The sequence below is a fragment of the Psychrobacter sp. S4(2024) genome, assembly GCF_036861305.1.
GTDB lineage: Bacteria > Pseudomonadota > Gammaproteobacteria > Pseudomonadales > Moraxellaceae > Psychrobacter > Psychrobacter cryohalolentis.
Map to the genome: position 1 here is coordinate 83083 of NZ_JAZAQR010000001.1, position 18913 is coordinate 101995.

General features: G+C 42.2%; 14 protein-coding genes and 1 other RNA gene. 2 read left to right on the top strand and 13 right to left on the bottom strand.

Annotated features, from left to right (window positions below; genetic code table 11):
* Nucleotides 1-250 precede the first annotated feature (250 nt).
* Nucleotides 251-847 (top strand): GTP cyclohydrolase I FolE, encoded by a 597-nt coding sequence (gene folE, locus VLA57_RS00345; RefSeq protein WP_226939345.1) that lies wholly within the window; start codon nt 251-253, stop codon nt 845-847.
* A gap of 124 nt (nt 848-971) precedes the next feature.
* On the opposite strand, the gene msrA is transcribed toward folE, so the two are convergent.
* The 12 genes from msrA to ffs all read right to left on the bottom strand — a co-directional run bounded on the left by msrA (nt 972) and on the right by ffs (nt 16964).
* Nucleotides 972-2222 (bottom strand): peptide-methionine (S)-S-oxide reductase MsrA, encoded by a 1251-nt coding sequence (gene msrA, locus VLA57_RS00350; RefSeq protein WP_201551343.1) that lies wholly within the window; start codon nt 2220-2222, stop codon nt 972-974.
* Nucleotides 2223-2399: 177 nt separating this feature from the next.
* Complete coding sequence (locus VLA57_RS00355; protein WP_333953988.1) at nt 2400-3740, bottom strand: iron-containing alcohol dehydrogenase; 1341 nt, start codon at nt 3738-3740, stop codon at nt 2400-2402.
* A gap of 209 nt (nt 3741-3949) precedes the next feature.
* On the bottom strand, nt 3950-5632 hold the full coding sequence (locus VLA57_RS00360) for an ABC transporter ATP-binding protein (protein ID WP_333953989.1): 1683 nt from the start codon (nt 5630-5632) through the stop codon (nt 3950-3952).
* A gap of 1 nt (nt 5633) precedes the next feature.
* Entirely contained in the window at nt 5634-6692 is a 1059-nt protein-coding gene (locus tag VLA57_RS00365; RefSeq protein ID WP_333954460.1) for an ABC transporter permease, read from the bottom strand.
* Between the two features lie 23 nt (nt 6693-6715).
* Nucleotides 6716-7783: a microcin C ABC transporter permease YejB gene (yejB, locus tag VLA57_RS00370; protein ID WP_333953991.1), complete on the bottom strand. Its 1068-nt coding sequence runs from the start codon at nt 7781-7783 to the stop codon at nt 6716-6718.
* Nucleotides 7784-7874: 91 nt separating this feature from the next.
* On the bottom strand, nt 7875-8654 hold the full coding sequence (gene gloB, locus VLA57_RS00375; RefSeq protein ID WP_333953992.1) for a hydroxyacylglutathione hydrolase: 780 nt from the start codon (nt 8652-8654) through the stop codon (nt 7875-7877).
* Between the two features lie 94 nt (nt 8655-8748).
* Nucleotides 8749-10581, bottom strand: a complete 1833-nt coding sequence (locus VLA57_RS00380; protein ID WP_333953993.1) for an extracellular solute-binding protein — start codon at nt 10579-10581, stop codon at nt 8749-8751.
* Between the two features lie 247 nt (nt 10582-10828).
* Complete coding sequence (gene serC, locus VLA57_RS00385; protein ID WP_333953994.1) at nt 10829-11938, bottom strand: 3-phosphoserine/phosphohydroxythreonine transaminase; 1110 nt, start codon at nt 11936-11938, stop codon at nt 10829-10831.
* 167 nt (nt 11939-12105) lie between these two features.
* Nucleotides 12106-12966: a hypothetical protein gene (locus tag VLA57_RS00390; protein WP_333953995.1), complete on the bottom strand. Its 861-nt coding sequence runs from the start codon at nt 12964-12966 to the stop codon at nt 12106-12108.
* 105 nt (nt 12967-13071) lie between these two features.
* Nucleotides 13072-16005, bottom strand: coding sequence for a M48 family metalloprotease (locus VLA57_RS00395; protein ID WP_333953996.1), 2934 nt, complete (start codon nt 16003-16005; stop codon nt 13072-13074).
* 58 nt (nt 16006-16063) lie between these two features.
* Complete coding sequence (locus VLA57_RS00400) at nt 16064-16660, bottom strand: LemA family protein (protein ID WP_201532178.1); 597 nt, start codon at nt 16658-16660, stop codon at nt 16064-16066.
* Nucleotides 16661-16867: 207 nt separating this feature from the next.
* An RNA gene (ffs, locus tag VLA57_RS00405) (signal recognition particle sRNA small type) lies at nt 16868-16964 on the bottom strand.
* Nucleotides 16965-17208: 244 nt separating this feature from the next.
* Here ffs and VLA57_RS00410 point away from each other — a divergent pair.
* Entirely contained in the window at nt 17209-17925 is a 717-nt protein-coding gene (locus VLA57_RS00410; RefSeq protein WP_333953998.1) for an SIMPL domain-containing protein, read from the top strand.
* 98 nt (nt 17926-18023) lie between these two features.
* Here VLA57_RS00410 and VLA57_RS00415 read toward each other — a convergent pair whose 3' ends face one another.
* On the bottom strand, nt 18024-18845 hold the full coding sequence (locus tag VLA57_RS00415) for a DUF4124 domain-containing protein (RefSeq protein WP_333953999.1): 822 nt from the start codon (nt 18843-18845) through the stop codon (nt 18024-18026).
* Nucleotides 18846-18913: the final 68 nt, after the last annotated feature.

Sequence of the window (18913 nt, forward strand, 5' to 3'; positions counted from 1 at the left end):
TTGATTTAAGTAAACAGTCGTAAACTGTATTTGCTTACACTGTATTAATGCCTAATCCCGCTCAATAATACCATTTAATATTGATAAAACGGTGAACTACCGGCTACAGCAGTATGAAGTTAAGTAGATTTCGAGTATAATCACAGCCCTCCCAGCTTGCACAATTTTTATAATAATCCTTTACAACCATTGTTTGTAACTAAGGATTTAGCGTTAAGCTACACCCACATTTTGGATGGCTGCCAAACTTATGAGCAATACTGCAACAATAGCATCAGACTACCAAGAAAGCATCGAATCCTATCGCCAGCTCATCGCCTCAACGGGTGAGGACTTGCATCGTCCAGGACTTGAAGACACCCCAACACGTGCTGCCAAAGCATTTGCGCATTTGACCAAAGGCTATCATCAAAGCTTAGATGAAGTCGTTAATGACGCTTTGTTTCCATCGACCAACCGTGAGCTGGTATTGGTGCAGAATATTGAGTTTTATTCATTGTGCGAGCACCATATGTTGCCTTTTCATGGTGTAGCACACATTGGTTATTTACCAAACGGTCAAGTGTTAGGGTTGTCTAAATTTGCTCGTATCGTCGATATGTTTTCTCGTCGCTTGCAAGTTCAAGAAAATTTAAGCGAACAAATAGCGCAGACGATTATGGATGTGACGGGCTGCCGCGGTGTGGCAGTAGTAATGGATGCTGCTCACATGTGTATGATGATGCGCGGCGTCAATAAGCAACACTCTACTACGCGCACAATGTCGATGTTAGGTGAGTATGTACATGACAATCAAGCGCGCAATGAGTTCTTAGATGCTGTACCGAAGCGTAAACCTGCTTTCTAATAGACTAAAAACGTTAAATTTAAAAAAAGGATACCTAATTAGGTATCCTTTTTTAATGCAAACTATTCACGATTTTCAGTCATTAAACAATGTTGAAAAGCTATTAAAGGTTGTCAAACAATCCCTAGCTATCTGATTTTACGTCATTAATCCATTTACCATAGCCAGCCGCTTCCATCTGCGCCAGTGGAATAAAACGCATTGCTGCTGAGTTCATGCAGTAGCGTTTACCCGTCGGTGCCGGGCCATCGTCAAATACATGACCGACGTGTGAATCTGCATAACGGCTACGAATCTCGGTACGGGTACCAAATATTCCTCGATCTGCCTTTTCCACGACAAAGCTAGCATTCAATGGACGAGTAAAGCTCGGCCAACCAGTACCGGACTTGTATTGATCACGAGACGAATATAATGGTTCACCTGATACCACATCGACATACAGTCCAAGTTCTTTATTATCCCAATATTCGTTATCAAAAGCGCGCTCAGTACTATCTTCCTGAGAGACTTTATATTGAATGTCACTTAGTGATTTTTTAAGATCAGCTTTTGTCGGTTTTACAAAGGTCTCTGGGTCAAAACCTGCACTTGTCTTAACTGTCGACGGCTTTACTGTAGCTGACGAGGTATTCGACATTGCTGACTTTGCACTGGTTACAGTCGGTTTGAATTGGTTGAAATCTAACTCATATTTTTTACCATAGACACTTTCAATGAACTGGTAGCGACCAGAGTTAAACGTATAAGCTTTATAACGTAGTGGATTCTTTTTGTAATAATCCTGATGATACTCTTCTGCTGGATAAAATTCGCTAACAGGCACAATCTCGATTACGACTGGCTTTTTATAGACGCCAGAAGCTTGCAGCGATTGCTTAGCAGCTTCGGCTATCTGCTTTTCTTGCTCACTATTATAAAAAATAGCTGGGCGATACTGGGCACCTCTATCTACAAACTGACCTTTATCATCAGTAGGATCAGCGATTCGCCATAGGGCTTGAACAATACCATTGTAGGTAATCTTGGTCGGATCATAATAAACTTGGGCTGCTTCAGTATGCCCTGTACCACCAGCTGAAACAGTACTATAAGTTGGATTTTTAGATTCGCCACCTGTATAACCTGACACTACCTCTACCACACCAGGAATCTTTTCATAACCCGCCTCGACACACCAAAAGCAGCCACCAGCGACCGTTGCTACTGCTAAATTGGGGTCAGTAGGCGCATAAGGATTGTCAATGGAAACATTTTTTATCGTAGGCGGTTTTTCAGTGGAGGCGCAACCGACATAAAAGACACTGCTCGCTACTATCGCCATGCCCACGACTTTAGCTGGTAATTTATAATTCACTAATAATCGGTGTGTCATGAAAGGCTCCTAAGGGTAATATCATGTAACCATCGTAACCCTTAGGTCTCACAGAAATATTCCTAAAGTGTTGTTTATATACACCATATTTAATGAATGGCCATAAAAAAAGCTTATTACCTTTCGATAATAAGCTTTCTATTAATTCATGACTAGATTATTCATTTAGCAAATCATCTATGCAACTTTATCGCTCTTAACATCAGTATCGGCATGCTCATCACTGGCTTGCTGAATCTTCGTTAAAATACCCTTGATTTCAGATGCTGACAGATACGTTGGCACTGCATAGGTATCACTGACTTCTTTAGCTGCGGCTTTAGCAATACTATCAAAGTCAGTGGTTTTCATACCTTTAACCGTTGGATCGATATTTAAAGTAGCGACCAATTCGCGAACTTGCGCAATCAGATGATCTGCAATCACAGCATCACTCTTGCCGGCTTGACCATCCTTAAGCATACCTGTTTTTCTAGCCAGATCTGCTAGTCTTTTTTTGCTTGCTTGACGATTGACATCAAGTACATAAGGTAACACGATGGCATTGGCGCGACCATGAGGAATACTATAATACGCACCAAGCTGATGAGCAATGGCATGGACATAGCCAAGGCCCGCTTTATTAAAGGCAATACCGCCGTAATGAGCGGCAATACCCATTGCTTCTCTGGCTTTGAGATTGCCGCCGTCTTTATATACTACTGGCAGATTCTGCATAACTGACTTCACCGCAGAAGCCGCATAATAGTCGGTCTCGACGCTCGCATTAGCACTCATCCAAGCTTCTAAGGCGTGGGTCAACACATCGATACCCGTATCCGCTGTGATATGAGCCGGCATCCCTTTCATAATAACTGGGTCAATAGCGGCGGCTAATGGCACCATTCTTGGGTCGATAGATAGGGCTTTTTGATGGGTTTTATCATCTGATACAACTGCACCAAGTGTCGCTTCCGAACCAGTACCCGCAGTTGTAGGCACACAGTACAGCGGTACAGAAGGCTTTCGTGCTTTAAGAATGCCGATAAGTTGCTGCGGCTTGCAGTTGTTGCCTTGTGACATAGCAATCATTTTAGCTGCATCAATCACAGAGCCGCCGCCGATAGCAATAATAGAATCGCATTTAGCATCAACGGAGATGCGTAGCCCTTCTTCAACCACTTTAAAAGTAGGGTCTGGCGTAATACCGTCATAGACTTTATAGCGGATATTTTTGCTATCTAAATAATCAGTGACTTTTGCAGGTATACCAAGCTTATTCAATACCGCATCAGTGACGATAAAGACATTGGTGCTACCTTCATTAATAAGCATGTCGCATAGCTCATCACAAGAGCTTTCGCCGACGAATAACATCGGTCTTCTAATCGGGATAACATAAGCAAAGGCTTTTAGTACTTTGGCGCGTGTCTTGGCAACGGCTAAATAGCCAGCATGCTGTAATCCATCGGTACTTACTAACTTGCTACTTACTAACTTATTACTTACTAATTTAGCAATACTATTTTGTTTTTTCATGGGTATAAAAATCCTTTTTTAATGATGCTTTTAATGGTAATAATGACCGTTTGAACTAACCGAATAAATCAAGGTTCAAATAATATACATAGGACTAGGTTCTATATAAAGTAAACTACTGTCCAAACTTATTGTACCATTGCGATTTTTGGTATGTCGCTATTAGTATGAACTGCTATGTTCTGAGTATTTAATATCATTTACTTAGGCTATATCACACTCGCCTGAAATAATTGCTTTGCATACGGATGTTGTGGATTATTAAACACATCTTCGGTACGCCCAAACTCAATGCACTTGCCTTCTTTTAACACTATAATTTGCTGACACAAGGCACGGACTACTTTTAAATCATGACTGATAAACACATAGCTGATTTGCAATTTTTCTTGAATCTCACGTAGTAAATTCACTACAGTGACTTGCGTAGTGCTATCAAGCGCAGACGTTGGCTCATCCAATATTAAGAGACTTGGCTGCATAATAAGGGCACGAGCCAGAGCCACCCTTTGACGCTGACCACCTGATAGCTCGTGCGGATAACGCTGCGCAAACTCTAACGGTAAATGCACGGTAGCAAGACTGTTCATTACTGCCTGCTGACGTGCTACTTTAACAACGCCTTGTACTAACAACCCTTCTTCGACGATTTCCATGACAGTCATACGAGGGTTAATACTGGCAAATGGATCTTGAAAAACCATTTGAATCTGTGAGCGGAAGGTGCGCAAATCACGTTTTGATAACGCCGCAATATCTTGATTATTCACCATTATCTGACCACTGACACGCGCTTGATTGCTAAGTAACTGACTTAACGCAAGCGCTATGGTAGTTTTCCCTGAGCCTGACTCACCAACAATACCCAATGCCTGACCTTTTTGCAGGCTCATATCGACATCTTTAACAGCCTCGAACCAACGTTTGGTACCACCAAACAGACTTTTTTCAATTGGGAACTGTACTTGCAAGTTATTTACTTTCAATACAGTTGGTTCCTGATTCTCAGTATCAAATAAATCTAATGCGTGTCCAAAGTCTTGTTTGATAAGCGAGCGGGTATATTCTGCTTTAGGCTGACTAAATACCGCTGCAGTTCTACCCTGCTCAATAGTCTGCCCTTGACGCATAACGATGACTTCATCACTGTAGCGCCTGACCAGATTGAGGTCATGGCTAATCAATATCATTGCCATATTATGCTGACGTTTAAGATTGTCTAATAGAGCGAGAATCTCATGTTGCAAGGTCACATCAAGCGCAGTGGTTGGCTCATCAGCGATTAAGATGTCAGGTTGCTGCGCTAATGCCATGGCAATCATCACCCGCTGACGCTGACCACCCGATAACTCATGCGGATAGCGATTTAGCTTATCAGTAGGATCGGTGATATTGACATCATTTAACAAGGCGATACTTTTTTCATGCCATTGATTTTTGGATACTCCGATTAAACGGAGCGATTCTACAATTTGTTTGGCAACTGTATGCAATGGATTAAGCGCTGTCATTGGCTCTTGGAACACCATGCCGATGCGCTGACCACGTACATCACGTAGAGCTGCATTACGTGTTCTATCGTTGGCTATCGATAATGTAGTCATTCCTACTGTATCTGCTAACTGCACTTTACCAGTAACGGTCAAGCTATCTGGGAGCAAGCCTAATAGCGCGAGACTTGCGATCGATTTACCAGAGCCGGATTCACCAACGATGGCTAGTGTTTGACCTTGCCTGAGCTCATACGTTAGCTTATCGACTAAAACAGTACCCGAAGTGGTTGCAATGTTAAGCTTATCCACTGTCAGCATGAGCTTATTTGATATATTGATATGATTGTCATTTAAAAGACTATTTTGCTCAGTAGCAGTTGTCATATTCTCAGTTGTCATATTAAGAGCGCCTCGGATCAAAGGCATCACGCAGTGCTTCGCCAACGAAGATGAGCAACGACAAAATAAAGGTTAAACTAAAAAATCCCGATAGGGCCAGCCAAGGCGCATCAAGGTTGTTTTTCCCTTGTACCATCAGCTCACCCAGAGACGGTGACCCAGGCGGTAAACCATAACCTAAGAAATCTAGCGCTGTTAACGCAATAATATTGGCCGTTAAAATGAACGGCAGCTGTGACAAGCTTGATGCTAAGGCATTGGGCAAGATATGCCTTAGCATGATTTGGCTGTCGGAAGCCCCCAGATTACGCGCCGCACGCACATAATCAAAGTTGCGCGCGCGCAAAAACTCTGCCCGTACCAAACCAACCAATCCCATCCAGCCAAACAATAACATCATCGCAAATAGCATAAAAATACTAGGGCTAAATAAGCTGACCAAAATAATAATCATAAACAGCTGCGGCATACCGCCCCAAACCTCCATGAAGCGCTGCCCTGCCAAATCTATCCAACCACCGTAATAGCCTTGTATCGCACCGACGATAATACCAATTAATGCACCGGCAAGTGTCAATGCCAGACCAAATAATAATGATACTCGCATGCCATACAGTATACGCGCCAGCACATCGCGACCCAAGTCATCCGTACCAAGCCAATTCTGGCTATTGGGTGCCGCTGGATATGGAATACCCAGCTCAACATTTGGCGTCTGATCAGCAAACGGAATGATCGGCATCACATAATAACCCTGATCATTAATCAGTGTTTGTACCGCAGGATCTTTGTAATTGGTCTCGGTCTCAAACACTCCGCCAAAAGTCGTCTCAGGATAGGCTTTTAGTACGGGGAAGTAGTAATCGCCTTGATATTGCACCAGCAGCGGCTTGTCATTGGCAATCACATTGGCTGCCATACAGATGACAAATATCAAGGCAAAAATAAACAGCGATATGACACCAAGACGATTTTGACGAAAGCGATTAAGTCGTGCCTGCCAGATAGGATTTAGGCGACGTTTTTTTTCTATAGCAATAGCAGATGCGCTTGAGTGCATTGAAGGTAATGGATGACTTGACATTAGCGCCCCTCAAAATCGATACGGGGATCAATTAAGTGATAACTTAAATCACTGATTAACTGTAATAACAGTCCGACCAAGGTAAAAATAAACAGCGTGCCAAATATCACGGGATAATCACGCTGCTGAATGGCTTCGAAACCTAACAAGCCCAAACCATCAAGTTTAAAAATAATCTCAATAAGGAAATTACCGGCAAAGAAAATGCCAACGATAGCCGCTGGAATACCGGCGATAATAATCAGCATGGCATTACGAAAAACATGCCCGTATAACACTTGCCTCTCTCCCAAGCCTTTGGCACGTGCAGTAAGTACGTATTGCTTGCCCAACTCTTCTAAAAAACTAAATTTGGTTAGATACGTCAAGCCAGCAAACCCACCAACCGTACTTGCCAACAGCGGTAATGCCAAGTGCCAAAAGTAATCTTTCACTTTACCAAGTGTGCTTAATTGGTCAAAGTTTTCGGACGTTAGTCCCTGTAGCGGAAAAATATTCCAGTAGCTACCACCGGCAAAAAACACCAGTAATATAACGGCAAATACGAAAACGGGTATTGCATGGCCGATAGCCAGTAGCATGGCTGTGACTTTATCAATCCCTGAGCCATGATGCATGGCTTTATAGACCCCCAGTGGAATCGCTATCATATAAATCAGCAGCGTGCTCCAAAGCCCAAGCGAGATTGATACGGGGAGCTTCTCGATAATCAAGTTAGTAACCGATTGCCCTTTAAAAAACGACTCCCCAAAATCCAGCTGGGCATAATTTTTTAGCATCAGCCAAAAGCGCTCAGGCGCGGATTTGTCGAAGCCATATTGTGCATTAATCGCCGCCACCATCTCTTCTGATAGGCCGCGCGTGCCTTGATACGTACTATTATTACCTGAACTACCCGCACCAATATTACCGCCCAAGGCATTGTCTTTTGCACCTTGCTCAATCATGGCGAATTGCTGCTCAACAGGACCGCCGGGCGCTGCTTGTACAATGACAAAATTCGCCAGCAATATCAAAAATAGCGTCGGTAATATCAATAACAACCTTTTTAAGATATAACGACCCATAATGGCGGCTTCCTAATAGTAAGAAATATGGCAATAGAAAGAATGCGCAGCTAATAACTCTCAAAGCGTCAGTCGAAGCATTGATTAGAATTTAAAAGTTATTTTTAAGCTCACGTAGAGCTGCAAATACAGTCAAAGATTTATCATCATCGATATTAAACTGAGCCTTTACACCTGCAATTACACTCGGCTCTTGCGTGCGTAAAAATACATTGATCGCACGTTCATGTTCTAAAGTAACAGGGAGCGTCGGAATGCCTTGGGCGGTTTTGTCTTCTGCTTGTGCCAAAGCTTGCTGCATCGCTTCATTATCAGGCTCAATCGACAACCCAAAACGTAGATTGTTAGCGGTATATTCATGTGCAGGATATAACAGCGTATCAGCTGGCAGTCCATTTAGACGCTTAAAGCTGTCATGCAACTGCTCAATCGTTCCTGTAAACACACGTCCGCATCCAGCACTAAATAAGGTATCGCCACAAAAGCAATGCTTAAGGCCATCGATATCTAATATATAAGCCATATGGCTGGCGGTATGACCGGACACATCCCATACCTGCGCAGAGCAGCCCCACGCGCTTACTGTACTGCCATCTTTGATGGTCTGATCTTCATCGACATTATGTTCAGTATGCGCAACCAGATGCGTCATCGGATACGATTCTTGTAACTCTGCAACGCCGCCGATATGGTCATGATGATGATGAGTCGTCCAGATAGACGTCAGCTCTAATCCATTTTCCTCTAAATAAGCAACGACTGGTGCCGCTTGACCCGGATCAATAACAATGGCTTGCTTGTTACTCTCATTGATTAATGTCCAAATATAGTTGTCATTGAACGCTTTAATTGGGTGAATACGAATACTCATGCTAAATCCTTACCAGTGGTTATATTTATTGCTAATGTCTATTAAATTCTTTCAAATTACTTTTAATGTCACTGTCACTTACTGTCATTGTCGATTACTGTTTTAAATATTGATTAACGCGTGCTTCTGCTTTTTTATCCGTCCACCAGTAATCAATACCGATGGCATTAGATGGCAGCTTTTCAGTATGACGGTATTGATTCCAATATGCGACATTGGTACTAGACTTACCATATAACGGCACCAAATAGTGACCTGCACGCAGCAGGCGATCGAGCACCTGAGTATAGAGTACAATCTCATCACGGTTTTTAGCATTGGCAAGCAACGCTGTTACTGTATCGATAGCGGTATTTTTTATGCCAGCCGTATTATGATTACCAGGCTCATCAGCCGCCGCACTGCCCCAAAATGCCGCTTGCTCAGCACCAGGCGATAAGCTCTGAGCGAATACATCGACTACCATGTCATAATCAAAACGACGCACACGCTCATAATATTGTGCACCATCCACTTGGCGTAACGTCACATCAAAGCCTAAACGCTTTAGATTACGAATATAAGGCAACAACACTCGACCCATGGTTTCGCCTGTCATTAAAATTTCAATCTGAGCAAGCTTGCCATCCGGCTGATACAGCTTCATATCTTCATAGTAAAATCCAGCATCTAGCAACAGCTGCCGCGCCTTTAACAACCCTTCGCGATTAAAGCCACTACCGTCACTGGTTGGCAGCTGCCACTCCATTAATACCGCTTTGCGCTGCATTGGTTCAAGTTTAGATAATAATGGGCTTAGCACCTGCATCTCTGCATCTGTCGGCGTGCCAGTGGCGGCAAGCTCTGAGCCATGAAAAAAGCTTTGCAAACGCTCATACTGCCCATGAAATAAGGTTTTATTCATCCATTCGAAATCATAAGCTGCGGTTAAGGCTTGACGGACACGAATATTTTGAAAGATGGGCCGACGCATATTCATGACAAGTGCTTGCATCGGCACTGGATTTTGACTACTTATTGATTCTTTATTAATAAGACCTGCTTTTACCGCGGGGAAATTATAACCCGTTGCCCAGTTAGACGCTTTATTCTCTGGGCGAAAACGATATTGACCCGATTTAAAACCTTCAAAAGCAATCTCATCACTTTGATAGTAGACAAACTTAATCATATCAAAATTATAACGACCACGATTGACCATCAAATCACGACCCCAATAATTGGGATCACGCACATAACTGATCGAACGCCCCGCATCAACGCGCCCTAATTTGTAAGGACCGCTACCCATCAATGGCGTTAGGCTAATTTTTTCAAAATCAGCATCGATAGAGGACTTGGCAAAAATAGGAAATTGACCAACCGTTAATAAAATCTCTTTATTTTTATCAGAGGCAAAAACAAACTTTACTTGTTGTTTATTAATAATCTGAATGTCTTTAATATCCCCCAAATAACTGCGAATATACATCGGTCCTTTGTTCAGTATCGCGTCGTAAGTGGCTTTTACATCGTGACTGGTCACCGGTGATCCATCCCAAAAGCGTGCGGCAGGATTGATATGATAAATAATCCAGCTGGTATCATCAGGGTCATAAGTGACCTTACTTGCCAGCTGCGGATACATGGTAAAAGCTTCATTTAATGAGCCTGTCATCAAGGTATCATATAAATAGTCGGTGCCAGCCATTGCTACCCCCGTCGTCATCCATTTATTAGCCGCATTAAAAGTACCGCGCGCATCAAGCGACAACGTGCCACCAGTGGGCGCATTTGGATTGGCATACGGCATAAATGGAGCGTCGATATATTCAGTAGGACTATTATGACCAAGCGCAGTAGTAGTGATCGGCACCGCGATACTGGCTGGTATCCAGCTCGCCATGGTCACTAATAGGACAGTTTTTAGCATGGTATTTTTTATCATAATAAAGTTATAACAAACCCCTGTGCTAGCCCAATGAATATGGTGATAATTGACTAAAGTTCTGCTCTATAATAAAAAGCAGTAAGTTCCACAAAATTTTATCATAACAAACTTAGATTTTTTAACCTAATAGTTTGCAGCGTGAAAGTGACTCTATGACACATTATTCACCAATGATAAGCATTAATGCTCATAAAAAAAGACGCAACTCATAAAAGTGCGTCTTTTTGCCAAAAACTGTACTGACTTAAGCGTGCTTCTTTTCAAACGCAATCATAAAGTCGACCAATTGCTGCACCCAGTCTAGCGACACCGCATTGTAGATGCTAGCACGCATACCGCCAACATCGCGGTGACCTTTTAGATGCAGTAAACCTGCGGCTTCTGACTCTTCTAAAAACACTTTATCAAGACTGCTGTCAGCCAAGGTAAATGGGACGTTCATGATAGAGCGATACTTAGTGTCGACTGGATTGCTATAAAAGCGACTATCATCAATCGTTTTATAGAGCAAATTCGCTTTTTGTTGATTGATTTTTCCGATAGCAGCAACGCCGCCTTGCTCTTCTAACCAATCAAAGACCAGCCCTGCCAAGTACCAAGAGTACGTCGCTGGCGTGTTCGACATAGATTCTTTTTCGGCTTGGTGTTCATAGTTCATGAGTAACGGGCACCACTCACTTGCCTGCCCTAATAAGTCTTCGCGAATGATGACAATAATTAGCCCTGCTGGACCAATATTCTTTTGCGCACCAGCATAAATCATCCCAAATTTAGACACATCAATCGGTTGTGACAAAATGCAAGATGACATATCAACGATAATAGGCGCATCAACTTTCGGTGGCTCAAATACTTGCAAACCATGAATGGTCTCATTGGCACAGTAGTGGAAATACGCCGCATCTTCGCTCAGGTTCCAGTCACTTTGGTCTGGCACGTCGGTAAAGTTACTGTCTTTGCCTGTTGCCACCAGATTAACTTCACCAAGACCTAAATTAGCATAACGCTGCGCTTCTTTAATGGCTTTTCCTGACCAAGCACCAGTAGTGAGGTAGTCACCGCGTCCACCATTTAACAGATTTAATGGAATGGCTGAAAACTGTAAGCTGGCGCCACCTTGCAAAAACAGCACTTTATAATTGTCTGGAATATCCATCAATGAGCGCAGTTTGGCTTCAGCTTTTTCAGTAATCGCGATGTATTCTTTACTACGATGGCTGATTTCCATCACCGATACGCCGCGTCCTTGCCAGTCTAGCAACTCTTCTTGAGCACGTGATAACACGGCGGTCGGTATAGTAGCAGGGCCTGCTGAAAAATTAGGTACACGGTTAGGAGTGGCTTTGGTAGTCATAATCATTATCCTAAATATGATAAAATCATCGTTGTTAGTTGGGATTTAAAACTTATGGGATTTAAAACTTATGGGATTTAAAAGTTAACCATTGAAATACTTCTTACATTTTTATTTTATTGGCTAACGACTATGTTGCTTATAAAAAATGATCAAAACTTTCACTATTAATCAGCCGAACCAGAAATCATCTCCCAAAGCGTGCGCTTTAAGCGACTATCAGTAAGCATTTCATCTAACGTTGGTGCAGCAGTCAAATCGGGATGCTCAAGCCCTTCAGGTAACGCAGTCAACGCCAACACCTTTATTTCTTCTTCGCAGCGTCCAATTTTAAAGACATGTCCAGCAAAACTGGCATTGGCAAGCTCAGCCGTATCCATGCCTTCACAGATAGGGAATGATGTTGTCTCACAAGAGATTGATAGCGCTTGTGTGATATTTTGCCACAGTTTTTGGCTGTCATTATTAAGCGCTTGAATATCAGCAATGATTACCCAATCGCCATAACGACCACCTTGTAAGTCGAACGTTGCTACCTTAAGGGTATGGTCATAATGATTGTCATTAGAAAATACCTGCTCATCAAACAGGGCAACGTCTTGTTGAACGACCGTATCTGTCTTAGAACCAACTGCGGTATCAGGGCTGACTGCATCAAAATTATAAGTAACTGGGCTTTGCTGGTTAAAGGTATGCGCGCTTATATCTTGGAGGTCGTCAGTTCCCGCTTCATTATATGGATAAGCAGAGACATTATGGTCAGCACTGCTATCTAATATTTCAACGTTTTCTTCATCTGGATTTACGATGCTGACAACTGGCTGTTCATTATTTGGCTGTGTCTTGACGTTGCTAGTAGTAGAATCAGACTGAGTCATACTGGGCATGACAGTAGATGCTGCAATATCACTGATATTAAGAGTTTCTGAGCTTGGATGCACCCACTGATTGATACCCATCATCGCTAAAATCTGACGCTGCTGTACACGGTGCTGTAATACCAGCTGCGGGTCTTGGATATCACTCATGCGACTCTACTATCCTACTTATCTAAAATGGGTTTACAGGCTTTTACTGTCAAAAACGATGCTAACCATTACTTGATGCATTAACTATAAAATCGTCCAATCTACCTAAAAAAGCTGTTTAACACCAAGCCAGTGCTCTGCTAGTATCGTTAAGCAATCATATTCATCTTGGCTGACTATCGTATCGTGTAACATCACTGTATGCAATGTACTTAGCCATTGACGATAGTTGCTAACTATATATAGATTATCAGTAATGACATCATCAATATGGCTGTTTTGTATAGCGCTATTATACTCTATTTGACCATCACTCTGCTGCCTGTCTTGATAATTATCACCAGCCTCTTCACTGTCTATGCTTGGTGATATAAAAACAGGCACTGCTTCTATCAATGCCAATAATTGCACACTATTTAAATTTTGTGCAGTCAATAGTAGCCATTGTAAATTTGCATTGCTCACTGCTGTTAAATCCATATCAATCAGGCGTGCATGACGGCGCACATATACAACATAATTGGACACATTAAAACTTCTACCACTCAGAGCTGATGCTACCTGACCTTTGACATCTTTTGATAATCGGTAGGCTAGTAGCGTTAATATTGTTTTTTCAGCGTTGCCAAGGCTCTTAAAAACCTGACCTGATGGATCAAGCTGGGCATAAATATCATCTAAACCAGCTCGTAACTCCAGTTGCCATGATTCATTAGCATTTGCTAACTTATGGTTTAAAACACCAGCCAGTATAGGCAGTAGTTGCTGTAAGTGCAGCGCCTGCCATAATGACAAAATTGATGGTGACCGAGAGATTGTATTCTCTGAGCGCATGAATACTGGTTTAGGCTCACCCATGTAAACGTCATCATTGGCTATTTCATCAGCAAAATTTCTGCTTAAATCGACGGTTAACTGACTTTTAAACAGCTCAATGATGCCGTGCTGATAGCGCATCAGCATGGTACGAGATTTTGTTTGCTGTTTATAATATAGATGGCTTTGGTGGCTATGGCTACTTTCACTTTTTAAGCGTAATTCATTTATTACGCTTTCGGATAAATTATGCTGGGATAGTTGCTTTATAGCAAATATTATCAAAGCACTATCTAACCGCCGATCAATACCAGCAACCATCTCTAGTAACTGCTGGTCTATGGTATGCAACAATATTTTCTGATCACTCATTATATCAATTCGAGGTTTTACATTAGACGTAGAGCTACTATCAGTCGTAGTCACTACCCTATCTTTAGGAATACCACTCCAGATATCTGATAAATCATAAGTGGCAATTGTAGATAATATGCAACCTTGATGGCATAACATCACTGCCTCAATCAAAACTTGCGCACCCCGCGGATGATAACTGTGATTAAGCACATATTGTGGCAATGACACCTTGTTTATAGCAGCAGTACTGATTAATTTTTTTGCCAGCAGGTCGCTATCATGCTTTGCTTGCCATGGCCTTATCAGCTGATGTTTATCAATCGACTTTGCTTTTACTTGTAAACGCCCATCAACTATCACATCCTTCTCTACAGCGAACTCAAGACCTGAGTCCGTGTCTAAATCACTACTTATTTTTGTATCATTGTTCTTATAAATACTAGGTGATGACTGAGATTGAATTATGATTTTTTCTGGCGATTCTGTACTTAGGCTATTATTTCTTCTTTTTAGGCTATTTGCTGTTATTACTCCCCAATCACCCAGCCGGCGCTGCTCATAAACTTCTTGTACTTTCTTCTGATTAATACGTTTTTCTTTGGCAACTTGTATGGCAAAGTCGTGATAAGTATTAGCATTAATGGCGTTCATACGCTCACTCAAACTTGGATGAGTGGCAAACCATGAGACATCACCTAGGTCGGCGCCGCTACTGGCAAAGAAAAAATGACTCAGTCCATTAATATCGGCGATACCTGTCAAGCGCGAACCCAAAGAATCTTGATGAATGGCTTGCAAGGTTTCCATAATTGCTGGCGAGCGTGTGAGCTGTATACTGGTCGCATCGGCTAGCAATTCACGCTCGCGGTTAAAGCTGTGCTTGATTAGTTGAGCACTTGCCATGCTAGAGAAGCTCAACCCATGTATTAGTAATGTCCAGATATTACGCGGTGCTTGTCGATCTATTACAGGTATATTTTGCAACCATTTCGACTGACGCTTGGCGGAGGACTGCTGTTGTTGTGATTGCTGCTGCCAGTAAGTGACCCACTCACTATGAGTGGTAAAACGGGCGGTTTGCGCCTCTGTACTGCGTGCAAAATGATCAACTTGTCTCTGTGATAGAGACTGATGGGAAGTGATATCAGTATCGAGGGAACGATGATTGGAAATTGGATCACTCCAGTCATAGAGTAATTGTAAGCCTGCCAGCACAACCATTAGTTGTAGATTAAACTTGGCATCACCATGTAAGAAATGACCATATTCGTGCCCTATCAGACCATATAGCCCCTCATCAGACAGTTTATCAAGCGCGCCTTGAGTAACTACAAGTGCCATATCTTGACTATGACGACCTGCAACGAATCCATTGATGCCTTGCTCGTTAGGCAACACATATAATATTGGCATACTAAAACCTGAAGCAATCGCTAGCTGCTGGGCAATCTCATAATAGCGACGATAAACAGGCGGGAAATCACGCTCATCACGTACCGCAATTTGGCGTGCACTGAAGCGAACCTTTGGTGCAGGCTCATGCTGATGGGCAATCCCTTGACTATGCTCCCACGCATCTTGGCTGTGGTCGATAAATAGGCGAACCCCGCCCACACGCTGAGCAATAGCGCGACCACCCGCTTCTAAACGTCTGTACTCTAAAAAACTGCCAATGACAAAGCTACCGATTATCCAGACCACAACCAGTATCAACACCCAATGGTAAATGACACCAGTAAATATCGTCAGCAGCAGCGCCATGATACCCAGCGCTACTGCCAGATGTGCAAAGACAATGAGAAAAAATAGCCCATAGAGCAACAGACTTCGCTGAGTACGGGTACGCTGTTCACCAAAAAAATCCATCTAGTTGCCTGACTTAAAAATAGCTAAACGCATTTAAGCATACGAACGTAATGAAACATCAGCCCATATTGACGACAGGTGCTTGTGCAATCGCTTTTCTATCTTCAAAGACTAATGGACTGAGAGGACGAAAACCAAAAGTCGTGCTAATCAGATTATTGGGAAATACCTCGCGGTCATTGTTGTAGAACATTACGCTGTCATTATAGTGCTGACGGGCAAAGCCAATGCGGTTCTCAGTATTGGTCAGCTCATCCATTAACTCTTTAATCATGCTGTCTGCTTTTAGCTCAGGGTACGCTTCCACGACAGCTGAGAACTGTCCTAATGCTTTGGACAACATACTCTCAGCCTTGGCAAATAGCGCCATGTGTTCAAGCGAGTCTGGCTGATGCTTGCTAGAATCCTGCAGACTCTGAGCATGGTTGCGCGCACTAATAACGCGTATCAGCGTCTCTTCCTCGTGAGACAAGTAACGTCGTATAGTTTCGACTAGGTTTGGAATCAAATCATGACGACGTTTTAGCTGTACATCTATCTGCGCAAAACCATTTTTTGCTTGATTACGGGCGCGTACCAACTTATTAAATATTGATGTACCAAAAATCATTACCAATACAACCACTACAATGAATGACCAAACAAACACTTTCATCGTCAGACTCCAATACGCTTTGTATTAATCTTATTGTTAATAAAAGTTACTGTATTGTATTTTAACTTATATAGTTTACTAAAAGTTCAAAATAAGACAAAAGACAGGCGAAAAAAAAGCCCTTTATAATGAAGGGCTTATTATCAGGATTCAATATTTGGGCTTATTTATATATTTTATTATCAAATTTTGGGCAAAAAAAAGCGACCCCATCAGCACATCCTCGGCACACATTATAACTATTACCGTTGCTACCTTCCGGTCCTGGCGGGATTCATAGAACAATGTTGCGAGGCTACCAATGGGGCCACCAGCTGCAGATTATACAAGAATTTTTCATTATTACAACCCCAATCGTAAAACTGTTCGCTTTTTATACTACATGCGCCTGTAACTTGAGTGACAAAATTCTCACAGCGATACTTTTAAATTTTGCTATTTTAGCTAAGAAGCTTAAATGCTATAAAAAATGCCAAATAAATAAAATGCATTTTTATGGCTTTCAAATTAACTTCTTCAAACACAATTACGTCATTCAGGAGATTATGATGAAAAACATATTAACTAATAAAGCTGCTCTCAGCACTGGTACAGCACTTTTATTAACAGCGATGATGGGAAGCGCTCATGCAGCACCAACTGGCTACGACCAACTTACTTTTCAGGCAGAAGTAAAAGAAGAGATTCAAAACGATGAGGTCACTGCCAGCTTATATAAAAAAGCACAGGCAACCGATGCAAAAGCATTAGCAACCACATTAAACACTTCGATTAATAATGCTTTGAAAATCGCTAAACGCTACCCAACTGTCACCGTCAGTACAGGGCAACAGCGTACCTACCCACGCTATGATAAAAGCAATAAAATCGTTGGCTGGACAGGACAGGCAAATATCGATCTAAAAAGTACGGATTTTACCGCAACTAGCCAGCTGATTGCTGATTTACAAGAAACCTTAGTGATGGAAAATCTTAGCTTTGGTGTTTCAGATATCAAAAAGAATGCACTAGAGCAAAAGCTAATGACTGAGGCTTCACGCGCTTTTCAGCAGCAAGCTAAAAATATGACCCGTGCTTGGGATGCACGCGGCTATCGTGTCGTCAATGTCAATCTAAACACTGGCAGCAATTATCCGCGCCCGATGTATAATGCGATGAGTATGAAAGCTGAGAGTGCTGATGCATCTGTACCAAGCCAAAACTTTGAATCTGGCAACAGCACCATCTCAGTCACTGCCAATGGTACGATTGAGTTGACTAAATAAAATACCGTCAAAGTTATATGAAAAGATGAGTATGAATAAAGGCAATCGCTGATATCAGTGATTGCCTTTATTTTTTAGATAACATGATTCATCATAGGCTACTTTATAGCTGGTTGCTCAAGAGTCATAGGTGTGTCTACTTGTGGTTTATTAAAGGTTTGCATATTAGGCTGTTTGCCATCTTGACGCAGTTTTAACAACACCTTTTGATGCCAAGGCAAGCGCTGATAAGCCAAAAGCTGCTCAGCAATTTTTTTATTATTTTGCAATGTCTGCGTATTTTGAATCACATAAATAGTTCGTGATATCTGCTTTAACGTCTGCCCTTTCGCGTTTTTAATCACAGCATGAATAACATGAGAGCCCGGTAGGATATCAGCCGTAGAAATTGAGGCACTTAGACCTTGGGCCACCTCATTACCATCAAGCGTAATACTCACACTATCTCCTACTTGTAGTGCAGGTTTAGTTTGTAGAGTGACCACGATACTTTGCGCCGGACGACGATAGGCGCGCTCTTCGCTAGGCTCAATCATCGTTAATTGATAACTGACGCGTGATGCTTGAATTGCGCTTGAAGCACTTGCCATCGCTGGAGGTGTTGCATTGCTAGTGACCATTGGCTTAGCAGGTGCAATAGGATTACTATCTACTGCGGTGCTGTTATTAGTAGCATTATTGGACGTAGAGCGAGTGTCCGTTATAACAGAAGTTTCACTAATTTGCTTGCCCGGTTTATTTTCGTAGTTCTGCGGGCGATCGGTAAAGGTGACTTGACCCGTTTTTTCATCAATGACTTTATAAATAGCAGCGGCATTTGCAACAGGCATCCAAAGACTAGCCGTGCTAACCATAAAACCCGTCAGCAGGCTTAAAGTCACACTTTTATTCAAAAGATTACTTTTTGATGATAGAGTCATAGTCAGTCAGCCTAATAGATACTTATTATTAATATACAGATGAAACTATTATGCGTTACTTTTCATAT